At 64.8% G+C, this 19529-nt stretch carries 17 protein-coding genes; 8 read left to right on the forward strand and 9 right to left on the reverse strand.

From position 1 onward, the window contains the following. Positions 1-134: 134 nt before the first annotated feature. The 3 genes from ABEA34_RS07390 to ABEA34_RS07400 are packed head-to-tail and all read left to right on the forward strand — an operon-like array spanning position 135 to position 2130. On the forward strand, positions 135-890 hold the full coding sequence (locus tag ABEA34_RS07390) for an SDR family oxidoreductase (protein WP_345520599.1): 756 nt from the start codon (positions 135-137) through the stop codon (positions 888-890). A gap of 9 nt (positions 891-899) precedes the next feature. After that, positions 900-1112, forward strand: coding sequence for a hypothetical protein (locus ABEA34_RS07395; protein WP_345520600.1), 213 nt, complete (start codon positions 900-902; stop codon positions 1110-1112). 49 nt (positions 1113-1161) lie between these two features. Beyond that, positions 1162-2130: a cytochrome c oxidase assembly protein gene (locus ABEA34_RS07400; RefSeq protein ID WP_345522767.1), complete on the forward strand. Its 969-nt coding sequence runs from the start codon at positions 1162-1164 to the stop codon at positions 2128-2130. 151 nt (positions 2131-2281) lie between these two features. Here ABEA34_RS07400 and ABEA34_RS07405 read toward each other — a convergent pair whose 3' ends face one another. After that, positions 2282-2737, reverse strand: coding sequence for a MarR family winged helix-turn-helix transcriptional regulator (locus ABEA34_RS07405; RefSeq protein WP_345520601.1), 456 nt, complete (start codon positions 2735-2737; stop codon positions 2282-2284). Between the two features lie 775 nt (positions 2738-3512). On the opposite strand from ABEA34_RS07405, the gene ABEA34_RS07410 reads away from it, so the two are divergent. After that, positions 3513-5963: a glycoside hydrolase family 3 C-terminal domain-containing protein gene (locus tag ABEA34_RS07410; RefSeq protein WP_345520602.1), complete on the forward strand. Its 2451-nt coding sequence runs from the start codon at positions 3513-3515 to the stop codon at positions 5961-5963. A 163-nt stretch (positions 5964-6126) separates the two neighbouring features. Here ABEA34_RS07410 and ABEA34_RS07415 read toward each other — a convergent pair whose 3' ends face one another. From ABEA34_RS07415 to ABEA34_RS07445, 7 genes are all read right to left on the reverse strand, one after another. Further along, complete coding sequence (locus tag ABEA34_RS07415) at positions 6127-7149, reverse strand: amidohydrolase family protein (protein ID WP_345520603.1); 1023 nt, start codon at positions 7147-7149, stop codon at positions 6127-6129. Further along, entirely contained in the window at positions 7146-9359 is a 2214-nt protein-coding gene (locus ABEA34_RS07420) for a xanthine dehydrogenase family protein molybdopterin-binding subunit (protein ID WP_345520604.1), read from the reverse strand. The genes ABEA34_RS07415 and ABEA34_RS07420 overlap by 4 nt, the downstream gene beginning before the upstream one ends. A gap of 29 nt (positions 9360-9388) precedes the next feature. After that, the gene (locus ABEA34_RS07425) at positions 9389-9883 is read right to left on the reverse strand and encodes a (2Fe-2S)-binding protein (protein WP_345520605.1); all 495 of its coding nucleotides are present in this window, start codon (positions 9881-9883) and stop codon (positions 9389-9391) included. After that, on the reverse strand, positions 9876-10751 hold the full coding sequence (locus ABEA34_RS07430; protein WP_345520606.1) for an FAD binding domain-containing protein: 876 nt from the start codon (positions 10749-10751) through the stop codon (positions 9876-9878). Before ABEA34_RS07430 ends, ABEA34_RS07425 begins: the two co-directional genes overlap by 8 nt. A 96-nt stretch (positions 10752-10847) precedes the next feature. Continuing rightward, a complete protein-coding gene (locus tag ABEA34_RS07435; RefSeq protein ID WP_345520607.1) occupies positions 10848-11675 on the reverse strand; it encodes an ABC transporter ATP-binding protein in 828 nt (275 codons plus the stop codon). Beyond that, positions 11672-12664 carry an ABC transporter substrate-binding protein gene (locus ABEA34_RS07440; RefSeq protein WP_345520608.1) on the reverse strand — a complete coding sequence of 331 codons (993 nt, stop codon included), beginning with the start codon at positions 12662-12664 and terminating at the stop codon, positions 11672-11674. The genes ABEA34_RS07435 and ABEA34_RS07440 overlap by 4 nt, the downstream gene beginning before the upstream one ends. A gap of 50 nt (positions 12665-12714) precedes the next feature. Next, positions 12715-13485 (reverse strand): ABC transporter permease, encoded by a 771-nt coding sequence (locus ABEA34_RS07445; RefSeq protein ID WP_345520609.1) that lies wholly within the window; start codon positions 13483-13485, stop codon positions 12715-12717. Positions 13486-13701: 216 nt separating this feature from the next. On the opposite strand from ABEA34_RS07445, the gene ABEA34_RS07450 reads away from it, so the two are divergent. After that, on the forward strand, positions 13702-14328 hold the full coding sequence (locus ABEA34_RS07450) for a TetR/AcrR family transcriptional regulator (RefSeq protein ID WP_345520610.1): 627 nt from the start codon (positions 13702-13704) through the stop codon (positions 14326-14328). 394 nt (positions 14329-14722) lie between these two features. Here ABEA34_RS07450 and ABEA34_RS07455 read toward each other — a convergent pair whose 3' ends face one another. After that, positions 14723-15631, reverse strand: a complete 909-nt coding sequence (locus tag ABEA34_RS07455) for a LysR family transcriptional regulator (RefSeq protein ID WP_345520611.1) — start codon at positions 15629-15631, stop codon at positions 14723-14725. 777 nt (positions 15632-16408) lie between these two features. Here ABEA34_RS07455 and ahpC point away from each other — a divergent pair. Genes ahpC through budC form a run of 3 tightly spaced genes read left to right on the forward strand, consistent with a single transcriptional unit; the run spans position 16409 to position 19352 of the window. Continuing rightward, on the forward strand, positions 16409-16972 hold the full coding sequence (ahpC, locus tag ABEA34_RS07460; protein WP_345522768.1) for an alkyl hydroperoxide reductase subunit C: 564 nt from the start codon (positions 16409-16411) through the stop codon (positions 16970-16972). Further along, the gene (ahpF, locus tag ABEA34_RS07465; protein WP_345520612.1) at positions 16972-18546 is read left to right on the forward strand and encodes an alkyl hydroperoxide reductase subunit F; all 1575 of its coding nucleotides are present in this window, start codon (positions 16972-16974) and stop codon (positions 18544-18546) included. The genes ahpC and ahpF overlap by 1 nt, the downstream gene beginning before the upstream one ends. Before the next feature lie 35 nt (positions 18547-18581). Further along, positions 18582-19352: a meso-2,3-butanediol dehydrogenase gene (gene budC, locus ABEA34_RS07470; protein WP_345520613.1), complete on the forward strand. Its 771-nt coding sequence runs from the start codon at positions 18582-18584 to the stop codon at positions 19350-19352. The last annotated feature ends 177 nt before the right edge of the window (positions 19353-19529 follow it).

The following is a 19529-nucleotide window of genomic DNA, read 5'->3' on the forward strand; positions in this document are numbered from 1 at the left end:
TCAGTGATCGGCCAGTCCCCCCACGCCAAAACCTCGCATCTCACTGAGAGTGCCAATCGCGATTGCGTCCCCTTCTCTCTGGCCGCCGACTGACCTCATTAGTGCCGTCTGCACCACAACTCGACAGGAGCCTCATGTCCATCTCAACCGCGGTCAACAGCGCCACCGCACCCAGCCCTCGTCCGCGTACGGCGGTCGTCGTTGGTGGCACCAGTGGAATGGGCCGCGCCGTCGCTGAACTGCTGCTCAGTCGAGGTGAGCGCGTCATCGTCACCACCCGGTCGCCCGAGGGCGATGCTGCACGAGAGTTGGCAGCCAACGGCGTGTCCGTCGTATGCGCGGACATCACAAAGGAAGACGGGCTCGACGAGGTCGTCGCGGCCGTGGATGCGAGCAACGTCGACCACTTGGTTCTTAGTGCCGCCCAGCTTCAGTACAAACCGTTCCGTGAGTTCTCCGCCGAGGAGGCTTCCCTCACAGTCGTCGGCAAGATGATGGGATACTGGCGAGTCGTTCATCGCTTGGCTCCGCTTCTGGCAGACGACGCCAGTGTGGTGCTCTTCTCGGGAGTCGCGGCGGCCCGCCCTGGACCGGGGACGGCAGCGGTCACGGCTGCCAACGCAGGCATCGAGGGACTTGGCCGCTCTCTCGCCGTTGAACTGGCTCCCATTCGAGTCAACGTTCTCAACCCCGGCATCTTCGATACCCCGTCGTGGGACGGGATGCCCGAAGCTGAGCGGCGCGCATTCTTCTCAGCGACCGCAAAGTCGCTTCCGGCAGGACGCGTGGGCGAGCCAGCCGACGCCGCCGACGCTGTTGCGTTCCTTCTGGACAATCCGCACGTCACTGGTACAACGCTGACGCTCGACGGCGGCGGCCTGCTCGTCTAGGAGATGACAATGACCTCGATCGCTCCACCAATGAGCGTCGCGCGATCAGTGTCCGTGGTGCTTACTGCAACCTCGATCGTGGCGGCCATCGTGGGCGCAATTTGGTTCGCCCTCACGAACGAGGAAATCGGCACGTTAATCAGCGTGGTCGTAACCACGACCTCGGGGCTGGCCGCGGCCCTGTTGTCCTCAGCCCGTCCAACCCCACAGCAGGACTACTGACATGACTACCGGGGTCGCGTATGCCATCACCGGGAGCATTGCGCATGGAATGGCGGGCGACAGCCCTCCACGTCCGCCACTCACCTGGTCCACGTTCCTATCGACTTGGACGCCAGCACGGGGTTGGCTCGTCGCTTGCGTACTAGTCGCCGCCGTCTACCTATTGACGCTCGTCAGACGGCAGCGTGCCCACCCCGTACCCCGCTGGCGTCCGCCGGTCTTCCTCACGGGTTTGGCGCTGCTCTGGTCTGCCAACGCATCGGCTATCGACGGCTACGCGATGGCCGTCTATTGGATGCACATGGTGCAACATCTGACCCTGATCATGGCCGTTCCGCTGCTCCTAGTACTCGGTCACCCGCTGCAAGTTCTCGGCCCGGTCCACGGCGCGCCAAACGTTGTAACTCAGCGCGTCCTGGCCACACTGACCCATCCTCTAACCGGGGTCGTCGTGTACTCCGCTGTCATCGCGGTCACTCACCTGACCGGCTTTATGGACGCGATGGCGATGAACCCGACACTGGCCACCGTCGAAAAGGCCCTCTACGTGGGTGCGGGGCTTTGCCTGTTTGGTCCTACGGTTGCGGAGGACGCCCCCCGGCCGGCGCCATATCTGCTGCGATTCGTGGCACTAATGTTGGCGATGGTGCCAGACACCCTGGTAGGGATCGTTCTGCTGCAGACGAGCACGGACCCGTTCCCGATGATGACAGCGATGCGCCCCACGTGGGCACCTCCGGCGTTGGACGACATCAACACGGGCGGCGCACTGATGTGGGCCGTCGGTGACGGTCTCATGATGTTGGCTGCCGTCGGAGTGATGATCTCCGTGGTGGCCTCCCCCGCTCGACGGACGCGGATGACCGGTCGTTGGCTCGATGGAGCTCGCAACGCAGCCCTCGCTGACCAGGTCGCCCATGGGGGCGGCACATGGATCGAGGATGACGACGCCGACGGCGATGCGGCTCTCGCGGCGTACAACGACATGCTGGCGCGGCTCGAGGAGACCAAACGGTGAGACCCGATGTCAGTGCTGCGGCCGTCGCGGGTGCTCGTCGTGGCGGCTGGCCGATGGCAACACATATACGCCGGATCGTCGGGCCTGACCATGCGAACAAGCTCGATCGTGCAGCGACGGGCGCCCCGGGACGCTGGCGAGTTCTAGCCGGTCACCCCTCTGAAATGGTCCCGTCCGCCGCACCGGATGAGGCAGCCAGGAACAACCGCAGATGCAGGAGGCGGTCGTCGTTCAGCAAGCCGGCTACGCACCGATGCAACTCGGCCTCGACGATGGCGCGCGCCTCGCTGATCAGTTCCTCGGCGCAGCCTGTCAGTTCCAGGAGCGACGAACGTGCGTCATACGGGTTGCTCGTGCGCCGCAGGAGCCTCGCCTCCACAAGCCGGCCAGCAACCTTGCTCGCCGCTCCCGCGGTGATGTCCAGTGAGGCCTGAATGTCACGAGTTCGGCACGGAGGATCAAACCGCACCGCTTCGAGGGTCCGGTATTGAACCAGGGATATCCGGCAGCCCTGCCGGAGCTGAGCGTCGAGGGCTCGTGCCACTCTCGCGTGTAGGCGATCGAACTCGACGTAAGCAGCGAAGGTGGCGCTGGGAGGCGCGTCCATCTCACGCTCCTCAGCGGCCCACTCGTCTTCAGAGAGTGGGCGAACGAGATCGCCAACTGACAGAGAGCGCCTAGTCAGCATCCCCGCCACCGACGCACGCGGTCGTTTGCTCGCACACCCGGCGTCGGTTGCGCGAACTTGCCCGAGCAGACCCGTCGAACCACCTGCACCTCCCTGCAAAAGGCAATCTTATCGATTATCGAGAGGAAACGCTAGGGTGAGGTTTCATTCCTCGGAATGGACTGTCCCAATGCTCGACCGCCCGTTGCCCCACCCGGGCCCGCGAGCCTTGGATAAGACTCCGGCAATGTGGCCAGGGCCACATGAGCCGGCGCTGCGAGGAAGTCTGTAGGCCCCCTCGGAGTGCTGTTGGTACACAGCTCGGGCGTAGAGGGACGCCCAGCTCACTGCGACCGCTGACCGCGCAGGCGCGGTCCACTGCATAAAGCAACATCTCGGGAGTGGAGCAAACATGCCAACCTCACACCGATCTCGCGCGCTCAGACGCGGATCAATCCTCCTGGTAGGCGCAATCAGCGTCTGCCTCACCGTTCCGGCCCTCGCCGACCCAGGCGACCGCGTCCAGAGAAACAACGAACGTCGTAGCGACCTAGTGCTACCCGACGGCATCGACAACCAACGGCGCGCACGCCCACCCCGGTCAGTCGAGGAGGTACCGCGCAAGGACCGCACGTGGCTCCGAGCCTCTCTCACGCCGCGCGAACGAGCACGCCTCCTTCTCGAACAGATGACCATCGAAGAGAAGGCTGACTTGATGACCAGCGACATCGGTCCTCACGCCTACTACAACGCACCGATCCCCCGCCTTGGGATTCCTGCGATGAAAATGGCGGATGCAACTGCGGGGATTGGTCCCCGTGGCTGGACAGTGCCGGGGACAGGAGATCGCGCCACAGCGATGCCTGCGGGCCTGGCGCTGGCTGCAAGCTTCGATCCCGAACTTGCCAAGCGCTACGCGAGCGTGGTGACCGATGAGGCGCGCCGCACCGGGCACAACATTCTCCTTGGGCCCAACGCCGACATCATTCGACAGCCCTGGTGGGGTCGTGAGTCGGAGACGATGAGCGAAGACCCCCTGCTCACGAGCGCGATCACCACCCCGTACGTGCGAGAGGTTCAATCTCAGAACGTCATCGCCGACATGAAGCACTACATCGCCTACAACCAAGAGACCAACCGTGCCAACGGGCAGAACACCATCGTCTCTGAGCGTGCGATACACGAGACGTACCTGCCACCCTACGAAGCAGCCATCAGGGACGCACGCCTGGGCAGCGTCATGTGCTCGTTCAACAAGATTGGTGGCACCTACGCGTGCGAGAACGACCACGCCCTGGGCGACTGGCTACGCGACGAGTTGAACTTCGACGGGTTCGTGATCAGTGACTTTGGAGCCGTGCACAGCACCGTTCCATCGGTACTCGCGGGAACCGACGTCGAGGCGGGAACGCAAGCGTTCTACGGCCCTCGACTCGTCCAGGCAGTCGCCAACGGGGAACTCAGCGAGGCTGACCTCGACGCTTCCGTGCTGCGCATCCTGCGCACCATGTTTCGGATCGGACTGTTCGACACGAACTACACCGTGAGTCCACTGCCGGTTCGCGCCCACGGTGCCGTGGCCAGACAAGTCGAGGAAAGAGCGATCACGCTGCTAAAGAACGGGTCGGGAGCCAACGCTGCTCTCCCGCTGAGGGCAAACGACCTCGACTCCATCGCCGTCATTGGAGGTGACGCAAATATCGCCATGGCGCAGAGCGGCGCGCCATACGTCAAGCCCACCTACTCCGTCTCTCCGCTCGACGGCATTCGCAACCTCGCCGAGCAGCGAGGAATCTCGGTGGACTACGCCCCCGGCACGGACCCGGTAAACGGCGCGTCCATGTTGGGCGGATTCCAGGCGGTCCCATCGGCGGTACTTCGCCCGCAGGAAGGCAACGAGGCCGGCCTGACGGCGTACTTCTGGAAAACAACCGATCGTGCTCCTGCCCCCGACGTGGTGCGCGTAGAGCGGCAAGTCAACTATGACGTCGCCCTACTGAGTGCCTCGGACGGGTTGCGCTCATCCCAGGTGCTGCCGCCCCCGGCAGCCAATGGGCAGACCGCCGGTGCCGCCGTATACCGCGGCACCATTACGCCGCCAACTTCCGGGGAGTACCGCTTCAGCCTGAGTGGCTGGGGGACGGCACGTCTCGAGATCGGCGGCAAGGAACTCATCGACATGAGCGGCGAGAACGGATACCGCACCCTGGAGTCGCAGTCGATTGACTTGCAGGCCGGAAGGCCATATGACATCCGCGTCGACTACGTCGCAGATCATCCGCTTGCAGCAATCGACCAGGGTGCACTCAAGCTCGGGTGGGAGACACCGTCGGGAACCGTCTCTCCGGACATCGCAGCCGCTGCCAAGATGGCACACAACAGCGATGCAGCCATCGTGGTCGTCACGAACTACGAGAGCGAGCAGCGAGACCGCGACGACCTTGTCTTGCCCAATAATCAGAACCAGCTGATCAGCGAGGTGCTGGCGGCAAATCCGAACACAATCGTGGTGTTGCAGACCGGTGGTCCCGTCGAGATGCCTTGGCTGCCGGACGCCCCTGCAGTCGTTCAGACCTACTTCGGCGGTCAGGAAGTCGGGTCGGCATTGGCGAACGTACTGTTCGGCCGGGTTGCACCCCAGGGAAGGCTGCCTCTTACGTACCCCGCATCCGAAGACGACGTGCCGGTGCCCAGCCCCTTAGACGGCATTGCGGACCCCGATGTGTCTTATGACGACGGTGTCTTCGTGGGCTATCGCAGCTACGCAACTACTGGAACTAAGCCATTGTTCGCGTTCGGCCATGGTCTGACCTACACCCGGTTCCGATATGGCGGGCTACGCCTCAACTCGGACAACAAGGCGCGGATCCGAGTGAGCTTCACCGTCCGAAATGTCGGCAGCAGAGCGGGCGTCGAAGTTCCCCAGGTGTATCTCGGTTCCTTGCCGACCTCGGTACCCACACCGGCTCGCTCGCTCGCCGGCTGGGCTCGGGTCCAACTCCGCCCAGGCCAAACTCGGCGGGTCACAGTGACGATCGACCGTCGTCAGTTGTCGTACTGGAGCGAAGAGGACGAAGGCTGGGTCACTCCGGCAGGTTCCGTTCGCGTCTTCGTTGGTTCTTCGGTGGCCGATACCGCGCTTCGCGGTACGGCGCGAGTGAACTGATCCGTAGCGATCACACCGCAGCGAGCGAGGCGTCCGTCCCGGTCGACCGGGACGGGCGCCTCGTGCCTGCCGAACCGTCACCAGTACCGAACGATGGCGGGCACGACCGACTCATTAGACCGCCGCTCACGGTCCTGCCGAGCGAACGACGAAGCATCCGCCGTCACGCCGAGCAGGCGGGGCACCGCGGGACAGAAGGCAAACGGTACAGCTGGCGAGCGTTCTTGTGAGCAATGCTGGCGGTGGCATCCGCACCGAGGTCGGATGCGATCAGAGTTGCGACCGGGTGCGGCTCCCATGGAAACGGCAGGTCGGAACCAAGGACGAACCGGTCCGCGCCGTAGACCTCGACCAGGAACCCCAAGAGACGCGGGTCGAGCACGACGCTGTCAAAGTACAGGCGGCTGACGCCCTCCTGGACGTCGACGTCGGTCTCGGACCACCCGATCTCGTGGTTCCGAAGCACCCTCGGCGCCACCGCGGCGAAACCTCCGCCACCGTGGCAGGCGATGAATGACAGCTCGGGGTGCCGATTCAGCACGCCGGCGTAGAGAAGCCGGGTCAGCGCGATCGCCGTCGGCTCCGCCCTCCCGACAGCGTTCTTGAGACCGGCGACGTTCAGCTCTCCCGGCACGTCGAGGCGCGTGGGATGCAGCAGAACGGGCATGTCCAACGCGGCGGCTGCCTCCCACACGGGATCCAGCTCAGCAGATCCGAGGTGAAGGCCGCCGGGAAGGTCCGTACCGATCATGACGCCGTGACAGCCCAAGGCGCGAGCTGCGTGCAGCTCCGCGACCGCTCGGGACGGAAAGATGAGCGGGATCGTCGCCATGGGGAGCTGGTGCGGGTTGCCCGCGCACATCTCGACCAGCTCGATGTTGTACGCGCGGCACCAATCGACCGCGACGGTCTCAGGCAGCGTATAGCCGAAGAAGTCGGTCCAGGGGCCTAGCAATTGAAGGGCTACGTGCTGAGCGGCAGACGACGCGGCAAGTGCGGCGGCACTCGTCATCGACAGAGGGACCGGGGGTGAGGACGCCATGTCGACGAAGGTCAACATCGAGGAGGTGCCGTTAGAGGACAGCTCGATCCCCGGAAACTCACCACGCCCCACACGCTCCAGCAAGGCTGGCGGGACCGCGTGAACGTGAACGTCGATCGCAGCGATGCACGGGTGTGTCGTCACTGCACAGCCTCGCTTCGCTCGGCCGCGGCGATGTCCTGCATCTCTGCCCAGATCCGCTCGGCGGTGATGGGCAGCTCCCGGATGCGAGCACCCGTGGCATGCTGCACCGCAGCAGCGAGCGCCGGCGCGACGGCCAGGATGCCGCCCTCGGCGAGCCCCTTGCTCCCTTGTGGTCCGGGACCGTCGCCGTTCTCTTGGAACAAGCTCACCGACTCGCGCGGAATGTCGACGATCGAGGGGATCCGATAGTCGAGCGAGCTTCCGTTGAGCAACGCACCCTCTCGGTAGACGAGCTGTTCCGACAGGGCCAGGCCCATTCCCATGACGACGCCGCCTTCATCGAGTCCGATCGCTCGGGTTCGGTTGATGATGCGTCCGGCGTCGGTGACGTGGACGACGCGGTGGACGTCGAGCAGACCCGTCTCGGCATCGATCGACAGTTCCACGGCGGTCACGACGGCCTCGAAGAAGGGCGTCGGCCCGCCGAGCACGTGGTTGGCGTCGGGCAACATCCGGAACTGGCCTCGGCCCTGGAGCTCACCCGAGCCAGGACCGAAAGTCGCTGACATGACGTCCTGGTAGGTGCCGCGCCACTCCCCGGCCTTCACCACGCCGTCGACGATGGACACGTCCGTCGCCGCGACCCCTCCGAGGTCGGCGGCATGTTCACGGACGGCGTCGCTGAGGTTTCCGACGGCGTCCTGCAGAGCCCGTCCCATGTGCACAAGTGACCGACTGGAAGCCGTCAAGGCATCGAACGGCACGACGGCTGTGTCGGCCATCTGGACGATGACCTGGTCCCGCGCGAGGCCGAGCCAGTCGGCGACGAGTGCGGCGTACGTCATGACTGCACCCTGGCCCATCTCGGAGGTCCCGACGAGGGCACAGACACTTCCGTCGGCGGCCATTCGCACCGTCGCCTGCGAGGTCGTCGCCGGCACGCAGCTCTTCATCCCGAAGGCGAGACCTCGGCCGCGTCCCGGCGCCACGGGTACGTGCCAGTCCATCGCTGTGGCCGCCATCCGGACCAGTTCCGGCCAGTCACCGTCGACCGGCGTCTCGCCGGCGACAGTCGGTTCGCCGCGCTCCTTCATGTTGCGTAGCCGCAGTTCCACCGGGTCGATCCCAAGCCTGCTGGCGGCCTCGTCCATCTGCCCCTCGACAGCGAACACGAGGTGGCCGGCGCCGAACCCACGAAACGCTGTTGTCGGCGGTGTCGTCGTGTACAGGCCTCGGGCCACGACCTTCGCTGCCGGCGTCCGGTAAGGCCCGCAGGCGTGCAGGCCGGACTTGGACACTACCCGGGTGGAGATGTCGGCGTAGGCGCCGACCAGGAAGTCGGCATGCAGCTCCTGGAAGGTCAGTCGCCCGTTCGCGTCGAAGCCCGTGCGGATCCGAACTTCGCACGCCTCGCGCTGGCCGGTGAGGAAGCTCTCTTCTCCTGACAGAGTTATCTTGAGCGGTCGGCCAAGCAGGCGGCTGAAGACAGCGACGACCGGGCCTAGCTTGGCGTATCCCTTCCCTCCGAAGCTCCCGCCCATCGGTGTTGCCCGGACGCGCACGCTACTGGCTGGCAGCTCCAGCATGTCGGCGATGACTCGACGCAGCTGGAAGGGGTGCTGGACGGTGTCCCTGACGGTGACGCCGTGGGCCTCGGGGATCGCGACCGCGCTGTAGGTCTCGATGGCGAAGTGGTGCGCGAAGGGTGCCTCGTACCGGTTGTCCAGGACGAGCGCGGATGTTGCCTCCGCCTCGGCCAGGTCGCCCCAGCCGAAGTCCCACCGCCCCATGACGTTGGGTCCGTCATCGTGCGCGAGGTGCGGGTAGTCGTCCGTGTGCAGCGGATCTGCTGCGGCGGCACCTTCCACCGTGTGCCAACCCGGCAGGGACTCGAAGTCGACCCGGAAGCGTGCGGCGCCGGCGACGGCCGCGTCGCGGGTCTCCGCGACCACCAGCGCTACCGGCTCGCCGTAGTAGCGGGTCTCGCGGAAGGCGAGGACCGGCTGGTCCCGCACCACCGGGCCGAAGCGCGGCGGCCCCGCGTCGCCGAAGTCGGACGCCGTGAACACCCGGACGACGCCAGCGGTGGACAGAGCCTCTGTCGCGTCGGTGCTGATGAGCCGCGCGCGCGCGACCGGCAGGCGCACCAGCGCGCCGTGAAGGGTCCCGGCCGGCGTGAGGTCGTCGGCGAACTTGATGGATCCGGTCAAGCGCTCGATCTTCGCCGAGGGATGACCGGTCACTGCAATCGCCCCCGCTCCTCGGCCGCGGCCTCGACCGCGGTGACGATGGATTCGTAGCCGGTGCATCGGCAGTAGTTCCCGGACAGCGCCTGCTCGATGTCGGCACGCGACGGATGGGCGGTCCGGCACAGAAGCGCTGTCGCCGAGACGACCATTCCGGGCGTGCAGTATCCGCACTGGGCTGCGTCGCACCGCATGAATGCGTCCTGCATCCGACTCGGCTCGCCCTCGTCGGCCAGACCCTCCACGGTGGTGACCTGGTGCCCGTGAGCCGATGCGGCCAGCACCAGGCACGCGTTGACCGGCCGGTCGTCTAGGAGGACGGTGCACGCACCGCACTCACCCTGCTCGCAGTTGAATTTGGTGCCAGTGAGCCCGACCCGATCTCGCAGGACGCTTAGCAACGTCGCCGACGCAGGTGCGGATACCGTGGTCTTTCGGCCATTCACCTCGAATGCGGACTCGACGGGTCCAGCGGCGACTTCAGTCACGGGGGTCCTCCTGGTTGCGGGCTGCGGCGCGCTGATATGCGCGGCGAACGCACACCCGCGCCATTGCGAGCCGGTAGCGCGCACTCGCACGGATGTCGCTGATGGGGGTGACGTCAGCGGCGAGCGCCTCGTCCAGGACATCGTTCGCCGGGGACCCGTCCGTGGTCAGGACTTCTGAGACGGTGCCGAGACGTTGTGCCGTCGGTCCCAGCGAAGCGCACGCGACGCGGACGTCACCGTCCCTGACGACGCATGCGATGCCGACGAGCGCCAGGTCCACGCCGCGGGTCCGGCCGAGCTTCTCGTACGTCGAGCCGTGCTTGCCCGGGTCGACCAGTGCGATGTACTCCACCCACTCACCCACGCCCAACGCAGTCGTTCGCGGCCCCGTCCAAAACTGCTCCATCGGTACCTCACGACGGCCGCCGGGCGACCGGACACCCACGACCGCGTCGTACACCAGCAGGGTCGGCGAGGTGTCCGCCGCAGGCGAGGCGTTGCAGGCGTTCCCGACGAGGGTGGCGCGGCTCTGGATCTGCAGGGATCCGACGCACAGCGCCGCCTCTCGCAGGGCTCGGAATCGTGCAGCGACCACCGGATCCTGACTGAGGCGCCACAGCGACGCTGACGCGCCGACGACCAGCCGACCGTCGACAAGGTCGATGCCCGCCAGCTCGCCAAGGTCTGCTATGTCGACGACGTGAGCCGGCGCGCGGAGTCCCGCGCGTATCTGGACCAGGAGGTCCGTGCCCCCGGCAATCACTCGCACCTCCCCGCCGTACCGAGCCACGAGGTCGTCGACCTCGTCAACCGTTCGAGCTCGGTGGTAGGTGAAGTCAGAGGCTCCGATGGCCGGGCCGGCCAGCACTGCAGCTCCGACATTCGGGTGAGACATCGTGTCGCTCCAGAATCGCTCTGCCGGCCAGGGCCGGTCGAAGAAGGACGGGACAGCTCAGGCCTCGCACTACCCGCGTGCGGGCTCCGCGGCGGCACCTGGTTCGAGGAGACGCCGGATCTTGGAGATGAGGTCGGCGCGGTACGTCGCGTGCTCCGGATCGGCGAACTCCCGGGGTCGAGGGGTTTCGACCTGGTAGTCGGCGATGATGGTCCCCGGACGGCCACTCATGACGATGATCCGGTCGCTCAGCAGCACAGCCTCGGAGATTGAGTGCGTGATCAGCAGCACGGTGGGTCGACGCTCCATCCAGATCCGTTGAAGCTCGAGGCCCATCCGGTCCCGAGTCAGGGCATCTAGAGCGCCGAACGGTTCGTCCATCACCAGTAGCTCGGGTTCAAGGAGAAGCGCACGGCAGATTGCGACGCGTTGCCGCATGCCACCTGACAGCTCGTACGGACGCTTCTCCTCGAATCCGGCTAGTCCTGCGCTGGCCAGCAGTTCCATCGCCGTCGCCACCGACTCCTTCTTCGGCCGCTTTCGCATGTCCGCCGGGAGCAGGACGTTCTGGAGAACGGTCCGCCAATCCATCAGCAAGGAGTCTTGGAACACGATGCCCATCGACTGCGGTGGCTTGGTGATCCGCTCACCGCCGACGCGGGCCTCACCCGCCGACGGTTTGAGGAGACCAGAGACCACCTTGCTTGTCGTCGACTTTCCGCACCCGCTGGGGCCGATGATCGAGACGAACTCCCCGGCGGCGATGTCGAGATCGATCGGGCCAAGCGCGTGAACCGGTCCGGTTCTCGTGTTGTACCGAATGGTGACCGCATCCATCTGGATGGCGACACCTCGCTCATCGGTCTTCCCAGCAGACAGGGTGGCGGCACTGCTCATTTTGCCGTCTCGAGGTAGTCGTTGGAGAAGTAGGCTTCGGGCGCATCGTCAGGCGCCTCGACGTCGCCGTACTCGGTCATCAGCTTCGAGGTCGCCTCCCAGTCGGCGGCGTCCTGCACGAGGTATGGCTGGCCCTCGGTCGCTGCGGAGTGCAGAAGATCAGTAGACGCCTGGATCTGTCCGAGTGCGATCGTCTTGTCGCCGGTGTCTACCACCTTCACGTAGTCGGCGGCTGCGGCCTCGGGGTCCTTGACTGCGAATGCGATGGATTCCTGCGTTGCGGCCAGGAACTTCTTGAGGACGGCGCTGTTGCTCTTTGCCCACTTGTCGTTGACAACGATGCACAGTCCGAGGGCGTCGACGCCGTTGTCGGAGTACTTGAGGGATCGGACCTTGGTATCCATCGCGTTCTCGATCACGAACGGCTGAAGCGTCCAGAAACCGAGGAAGGCGTCGGCCTTCCCGCTGAGCATCGTCGACGTCTTGCTCGACGCGTCTGCGGTCTGAACGAACGAGGTGTCGTCAGGCTTCATCCCGTTGGTCTGGAGCACAGCGGGCCACAGGACGGCGTTGACGTCGCCCGGGCCTACCGCGATGGTTTTGCCCTTAAGGTCCTCGATCGTCTGGACCGGGGAGTCCGCCTTGACGATGACGGCCATGGGGTTGCGCTGGTTGAGACACCCGACGCTCGTGACCGGCAGCCCGGCGGCCGTGCCCTTGATGACTGAACCGGCATCCACCAGCCCGATTGGATCGCTTCCGCTGGCTACGAGCTTGAGGACGGTGGCGCCACCGGTTCCTTCCTCCGCCTTGAGCGTGATGCCGGCGTCGGCGTATATGCCTTCTTCCATTCCGGTCGCGAACCACGCGTGGTCCGAGGCGTACCAGGGGAAGTTGAGTCGCAGCGGGACGGTGTTGCTTCCGTCCGCCGTGGTGTCGCCTTCGCTGTCTCCGCAGGCCGCCAGGCCCAGCGCAAGTGCGATGGCCACCAGTGCGCCCAGGCTGGACCTGCGACGCTGATTCATTCGCGGAAGCCGCATCAGAGAGTTCTCGCTGAGAGGTCGCGACGTGTGGAATGCCATGGAATTGTCACCCTTTCGATGATCTCAACTAGGTAGAACAGTGCGAGTCCGAGAAGGGTCAGGACGGCGATGATCGCGAAGAGAAGCGACGTCTGGAGGTTGGCGTTGGCCTGGAGCAGCATGTAGCCCAGCCCCTCGGTGGAGCCCACAAACTCGGCGACCACGGCACCGATGACGGCCAGCGTCACGGCGATCTTCAGGCCTGCGAAGAAGTGTGGGAGTGCCGTCGGGAACTGGACTCGCCTAAACGTCGACCACATTCCTGCCCCCATCGTGCGCAGCATCTCGTTCATCTCCGGAGGCGCGGACCTAAGACCCGTGATGGTGTTCAGCAGTACGGGGAAGAAGCAGATCAAGAAGGTCGTAAGGATCTTTGGCGTCGTCGTGAACCCGAACCACACGACGAACAGCGGCGCGACGGCGACCTTGGGCACCGTCTGAAGAACCACCAAGATGGGGAACAGTGCTCGCCACACAATCCTTGACGCAACCAGGATCATCGCGAGCGGGAGACTGACCACCACAGCCAGGATGAATCCGACAACCAGCTCTCGCGTGGTTACTAGGAGATTGGTCCAGATCGCATCACGGGATTCGACCGCGGCACTCCAGATGTCTGTAGGTGCCGGAAGGATGTATTCCGCAGGAGAGAACAGCCAGACGCCGAGTTCCCACGCGATAATCAGCAGCACGAACACGCCGACCGGCAGAACCTTCTCGGCGATCATGCCCGCGGTCACATTGGCCGAAGGCCTCGTAACCCCGCGGGCTTCCGGTTCCACTGTTACTAGCGCCACACCTTCTCCTTGACTCCTGACCGGAACCACTGGCTTCAGCGCGTTTCCGATTTCGAAACGATCCGTTTCGTTTTGATCTCGCAACGAATGTAGCCTTCGTCACACGGGGCGGTCAAGGATTTCAACGATTAACGAGAGGATTCGCCCATGGAGGCATCGACGTCCGACACGAGCGCAGTGAGGAGCAGCGGGCGACCGCGCAGCCGGCGTGCCCACGACGCGATCATTGAGGCAACGGTCGAGCTGCTGGCTGCCGTCGGCTACGGCGACATGTCCATCGAAGCCATCGCTGAGAGGGCCGGCGTGGGGAAGAGCACGATCTACCGATGGTGGCCATCCAAGGGGGCCCTGGCCGGCGAAGCTCTTGCGCAAGGCCTCAACCGGGGTCCCGAACCGCCGACCGGCAGCACGCGGGAAGACCTGATCCGCACCATCGAGGTGACGATCGGCAACTACTCCGATTCCAGCGCAGCGATGTCGATCCTGCCGGCGCTGGTGGCGCATCTGGAGAGGGATCCGGAACTCCTCCAAGCCTTTCGGCATAGCTTTCTGGAGCCGCGTCGAAGGAACGGTCGAGCACTCATCGCGAGCGCAGTCGAACGAGGCGACCTCCCGGAAGACGTAGACCCCGACCTGCTCATGGACATCTGGGCCGGCGCCATCTTCTACCGATCATTGGTGTCCGGCGGACGCCTAGAGGGCGTGAGCGGGCAACTTGCCGAGTTCATCCTCTCCGGACGGCTTCCGCGACTGATGCCTGACGACCAGCCCTGACCCAGGCTCGATATGTTGCGGTCGATCGATGCGTGGCGACCATGTCGCAGTTGGACCAGTAGCCGCCTTCTGGCTTGAGAGCTCTGCAACGGTCGAAGGCGATGATGCACGGCGCGCGAAACACCTCGCCTGCGTAGCACCGGTAACACGAACCCGACATGACCAGCGGGCCGGGAGCCGGGCTCGGTTGGGGTGCCAGCACCGGGTTCGCCGAGCGGGCGCGATCGAACTGTCGCGGCTACCGCCACTGTGATCTCGACACCCGGATGGGGACGGACCCCAAGCGCACTACGTCGGACCGGAACCTGAAATTCGTGCTGGAAGGTCTACTGCTCGCGCAGCCGGGTACGGCGCGCCCGAACTGACAGGTCTATATTGCGCAGGTCTCCTAGCACTAAACTGGCGGACGTCTGCCCCGATTCCGGGTCGCGCTTTGGCGGATCAGATCGCAAAACTCCTGAGTCGCCACACTGGGACTCACATCGCGACGCCAGCAGAGAAATAGCGCCCACGGATACGGCGCGTCGGCGATCGGGACCCTCGTGCACCCAGAAGCCGAAACAGCGTCAGGTATGACCGCGACACCGACTCCCGCAGCGACGAAACTGGAGATGGCCGCCAGGTCGCGGAGCTCAGCTACGAGGTGGCGCTGGAGGCCTCGACGGGCGAGTTCGGCGTCGAGGATCACACGGTTGCTGGAACCGGCAGCGGTATCAATCCACGGTTCACCTGCAAGATCTTTCAGTCGCAGTCGCCGGCGTCCGCCTAGCCGGTGGTCAGTCGGCAACAGCGCGACGAATGGGAACTCAGCAATCGCCTCCACTTCGATGTCCGTACCGGACTCGACTGGAGAGGCCGAGACGACAAGGTCGACACGGCCTTGACGCAGATCGTCGACTGGGTCACTCAAGCCATCCCGTGCAGCCATGATCACGAGGTCGTCCTGAGGATGCCGTTCGCTGAAGATGCGGATCAGATGCGGAAGGTCAAGGACATTCGCGGGCGCCGAAAGCCCAACCCGGACTCGGCTTCGCAATTCGGCCAAGGCGCCTTCTGCAGGAGAGCTGTGCATTCGCTCGTACGCCGAGACCAGCGCCCGCGCCTCGGGGAGAACCCTCTTACCGTCTTCGGTCAGGGAGACTCGTCGGGTTGTGCGATCGAGCAGCGTCACGCCGAGCTCGCGTTCCAGACTCCGCAGGGCGGCCGACACGGTCGATTGCGCGGCACTCAAACGCTCCGCGGCACGTGTCACGCTCAGTTCCTCGGCGACGACAACGAAGTGCTTGACCGTGCGAATGTCCACTAAGACATTATGCAGTCACGTTGATGACTCGTGCAGAATTTATCGTTACTGGTGAACCTCCTGCGAGCTCCGTCGGACTCGAAAGAGTTCGTGTCGTCCAGCCGGCGGTCGCAGGGAGGTTCGCTGAGCCGGTCCGGGCAGCGTCACCATTGCGCTGTCCGCCCACCTCTGCCCTTGTCCCCCAATGCGCAGAGCCAACGTGCCCGACAGTTCCGGTCGAAGTCCAAGACCATCCTTGAATCGTTCAAGTCTTCGGGGCAGGTTGCGACGAAACTCAAGACATGACGCGAGTGCCTGACGAGAGAGCGAGCCGATGACGGCCTTGCAGGTCCCCCGCGCTTCGTCGAGGTCGAGCCGCTCCGCGATCTCATGGGTGGCGTCGTCCGGCCCGGCCGCAACCACAAGGACTCTTTCGGAAACCCCACCGGAGACCGCTGGCCTGGCGCTACCGATCGACGCGTTGATGCCTGAAGCGATGATCGGGCCCAGCTGGTCCGCCGGCCACAAGCCGGCAGCGGTGGACGCGCCGTCGTTCTCACGCGCATCACACTGCTCCTGCCCACGCACCGCACACGTACGCCGCGACGTCCCATCCAGCCCGACGATGGCGGGCGCAGACGAACTTTCTTCGCCTGGCCCCTCGCCGACGAGCTACGGATGGCGCAGGAGTCAAGCGAAACCGTCGCGTCCGGCAGCACATCAGAGTTCCATCTGCTCGCCGCAGTTCTAAATCACATCGCTCGGCTACACGGCCACGGAAACGAAAGACGTCACGACATGCCACAGATCGGCTCCACCATCACACCCTTCCAGCTCAACGCCTACAGAAATGGCGAGTTCATCGAGGTGAACGAGAGGGACTTTGCCGGTCGGTGGAACGTGCTGATGTTCTACCCGGGCGACTTTACGTACGTCTGTCCGACCGAGCTCGAAGATCTCGCCGAGCACTACGACGAATTCGCGAAGCTGGGCGTCGAGGTGTACTCGGCATCGACCGACAGCCACTTCGCCCACAAGGTGTGGCACGACTCGTCCTCGGCGGTCGGAAAGGTTCAATTTGCGATGCTGGCTGACCCGGCCTTGCGCTTCGCACGCGCCTTCGACGTTCTGGTCGAACAGACCGGTCAAGCCCTGCGAGGTACTTTCGTCATCGATCCGGAGGGAGTCATCCGTGTCCTCGAGGTCCACGACGACGGTGTCGGGCGCAACGCCGCAGAGCTGCTCCGCAAGGTCAAAGCAGCCCAGTACGTTGCCACCCATCCCGGCGAGGTGTGCCCGGCCAAGTGGGACAACGACGAAGCGGCCCTCGCCCCCACCTTTGATCTCGTGGGCAAGATCTGATGCTCGACGACTCCGTGCGATCACAGCTCACCAGCTATCTCGACCTCCTCGTCACACCGGTCATCATCACCACGGTTCTCGATGAGAGCGATTCTTCCCATCAGGTGCGCGAGCTGCTGGCCCACTTCGGTGCACACCCGCTCATCCAACTGAGCGAATCCGATCCGCGCGACGAAGCACGTGTCCCCTCGTTCAGCGTGGCGGCCGCGGACGCTCCCGCCCGGGTCGAGTTTGCAGGACTCCCGCTCGGTCACGAGTTCTCCTCGCTCGTGTTGTGCGTCCTCCAAGCTGGGGGCGTCGCCGTGAAGGGGGAGCAGAGCCTCCTCGATGCAGCGGTCGGACTAGCAGGCCCCCTGCACTTCGAGACCTACTTCTCACAGAGCTGCCAGAACTGTCCCGAGGTTGTTCAGGCGCTCAACGCGCTGGCCGTCCTCAACACCAACGTGACGCACACTGCTATCGACGGCGGCACCTTCCCCACAGAGGTAGAAACCCGCGGGGTGTTGAGCGTCCCGAGCGTCTATCTCAACGGGGAAGTCTTCGCTCAAGGCCGGATGGGTCTCGCCGAAATTGTGCGACGCCTGGACGTGGCCTTTCCCGACCAGGTACCGGAGGCATTCAACGAGGGCGGCCACTATGACGTCCTCGTGGTCGGCGGGGGGCCTGCCGGCGCCACAGCCGCGGTGTACGCCGCCCGGAAGGGTCTCCGAACAGCGATCGTCGCAGAGCACCTCGGGGGACAAGTTCTCGACACCGCGAGCATCGAAAACTTCACTTCGGTGCGACACACCGAAGGAACACAGTTCGCCCGTGAACTTGAAGAGCAGGTCCGAAGCTATGAAATTGACGTCGCCCTGGGTCACCGAGTGACGGCTTTGACGACCAGCACCGACACCAACGTCGACGCGATCAGCGTTCTACTCGAAGGCGGCACGCGGCTAACCTCGCGCACTGTCGTGATCGCTACCGGTGCGCGGTGGCGCACTCTTGGCGTCCCGGGCGAAGATGCGTATCGCAACAGGGGCGTCTCGAACTGTCCCCACTGCGATGGGCCGTTGTTCGCCGGCAAGGATGTCGCCGTTGTCGGCGGCGGCAACTCGGGAGTGGAGGCCGCCATTGACCTTTCGATGGTCGCGCGATCCGTCACGCTGCTGGAGTACGCCGAGCGCTTGAGCGCGGACCGAGTTCTGGTTGAGGCAGCCATGGCGAGACCCAACGTCACCATCGTGACGGCGGCACAGGTGACGGGCGTGGTCGGTGATGAGCAACGGGTCACCGGCATCGCGTGGACACCAACGGACGTCGATGATCGGCGGATCGTGGACATCGACGGCGTGTTCGTCCAGATCGGGTTGCTGCCCAATACTGAATGGCTCACTGAAGAAGTCGGGCTCAACACCTCCGGTGAAGTGGTCGTGGATCGTCATGGCCGCACGACCATGGCGGGCGTCTTCGCCGCCGGCGACTGCACCGATAACCCCTACAAGCAGATCGTCACCGCCGCAGGCGATGGAGCCCGCGCTTCCATTGCGGCCTTCGAGTATCTCGTCCGGCTTCCAGTCGCCGCTGCCTGAATTCATAAGTACCACCTACCCGAACGGATAGCCCTATGACAGCCAACACCTACGCATTCGCTGGGAAGACCGTCTTCATCACAGGCGGCGGCAGCGGGATAGGACGCGCCATCGCCAAGGCGTTTTTGGCCAACGGCGCGAACGTTGCGATCGGAGGCCGCCGCCGTGAACGGCTGCTGGAAACCCTTGCCGGGGAGCCCGCGGACCGCACGCTGGCCGTCGAGGTCGACGTTTCCGACGGCGCTGCAGTCGACGCCGCCGTCAGCAAGGTCATCGAGAGGTTCGGTCAGCTCGATGTGGTTGTCAGCAACGCTGCGGCTTACGCTCACGGCGACTTCGTCGATCTTGGCGGCAGTGAATGGGAGACGATCCGCTCGACCAATATCGACGGATTCGTGCACATCGCGCGCCGCACCTTGCCAGAGCTCGAGCGAACGGGGGGCAACCTTGTCGCAGTCGGCTCGGTCTCCGGCTTCCGTGGGGACTGGGGTCAGGCTCTTTACAACGCCAGCAAGGCCGCCGTCATGAACTTCATCCAGTCACTGGCGCTTGACTATGGGGAGCGCGGTGTACGACTCAACGCTGTCGCACCGGCCGCAACCCGAACCGAGATGACTGAAGCGTTTAGTCAAGATGAGGCCGCGGTCGCAGCAGCGACGAACCGGGTCGCACTGGGGCGTCTTGGCGAGCCGATCGACGTCGCTCCTGCTGTTCTGTTCTTGGCCAGCGACGACGCGCGCTACATCACCGGCGCATGGCTGCCAGTCGACGGCGGCACGAGCGCGTCGACGGGTCAAGCGCACTGACAGTCCCCTGTGCGACGGCGATCGTGTTCGTCCCCAGATCCAGCGACGATGAACCGCCGACTCGCCTGGTCGGATACCTCTCGCCGGCCCCTCTTAGGCAGTTCGCAGCGCTCCTTCAGTGTCTACTTTGGGAATGACGGCCGGCTCTCACAGTTGCCGCCGCCTCGGCACCGCGAC

Origin of the sequence: Nocardioides conyzicola, from assembly GCF_039543825.1 — a bacterium.
Lineage (GTDB): Bacteria > Actinomycetota > Actinomycetes > Propionibacteriales > Nocardioidaceae > Nocardioides > Nocardioides conyzicola.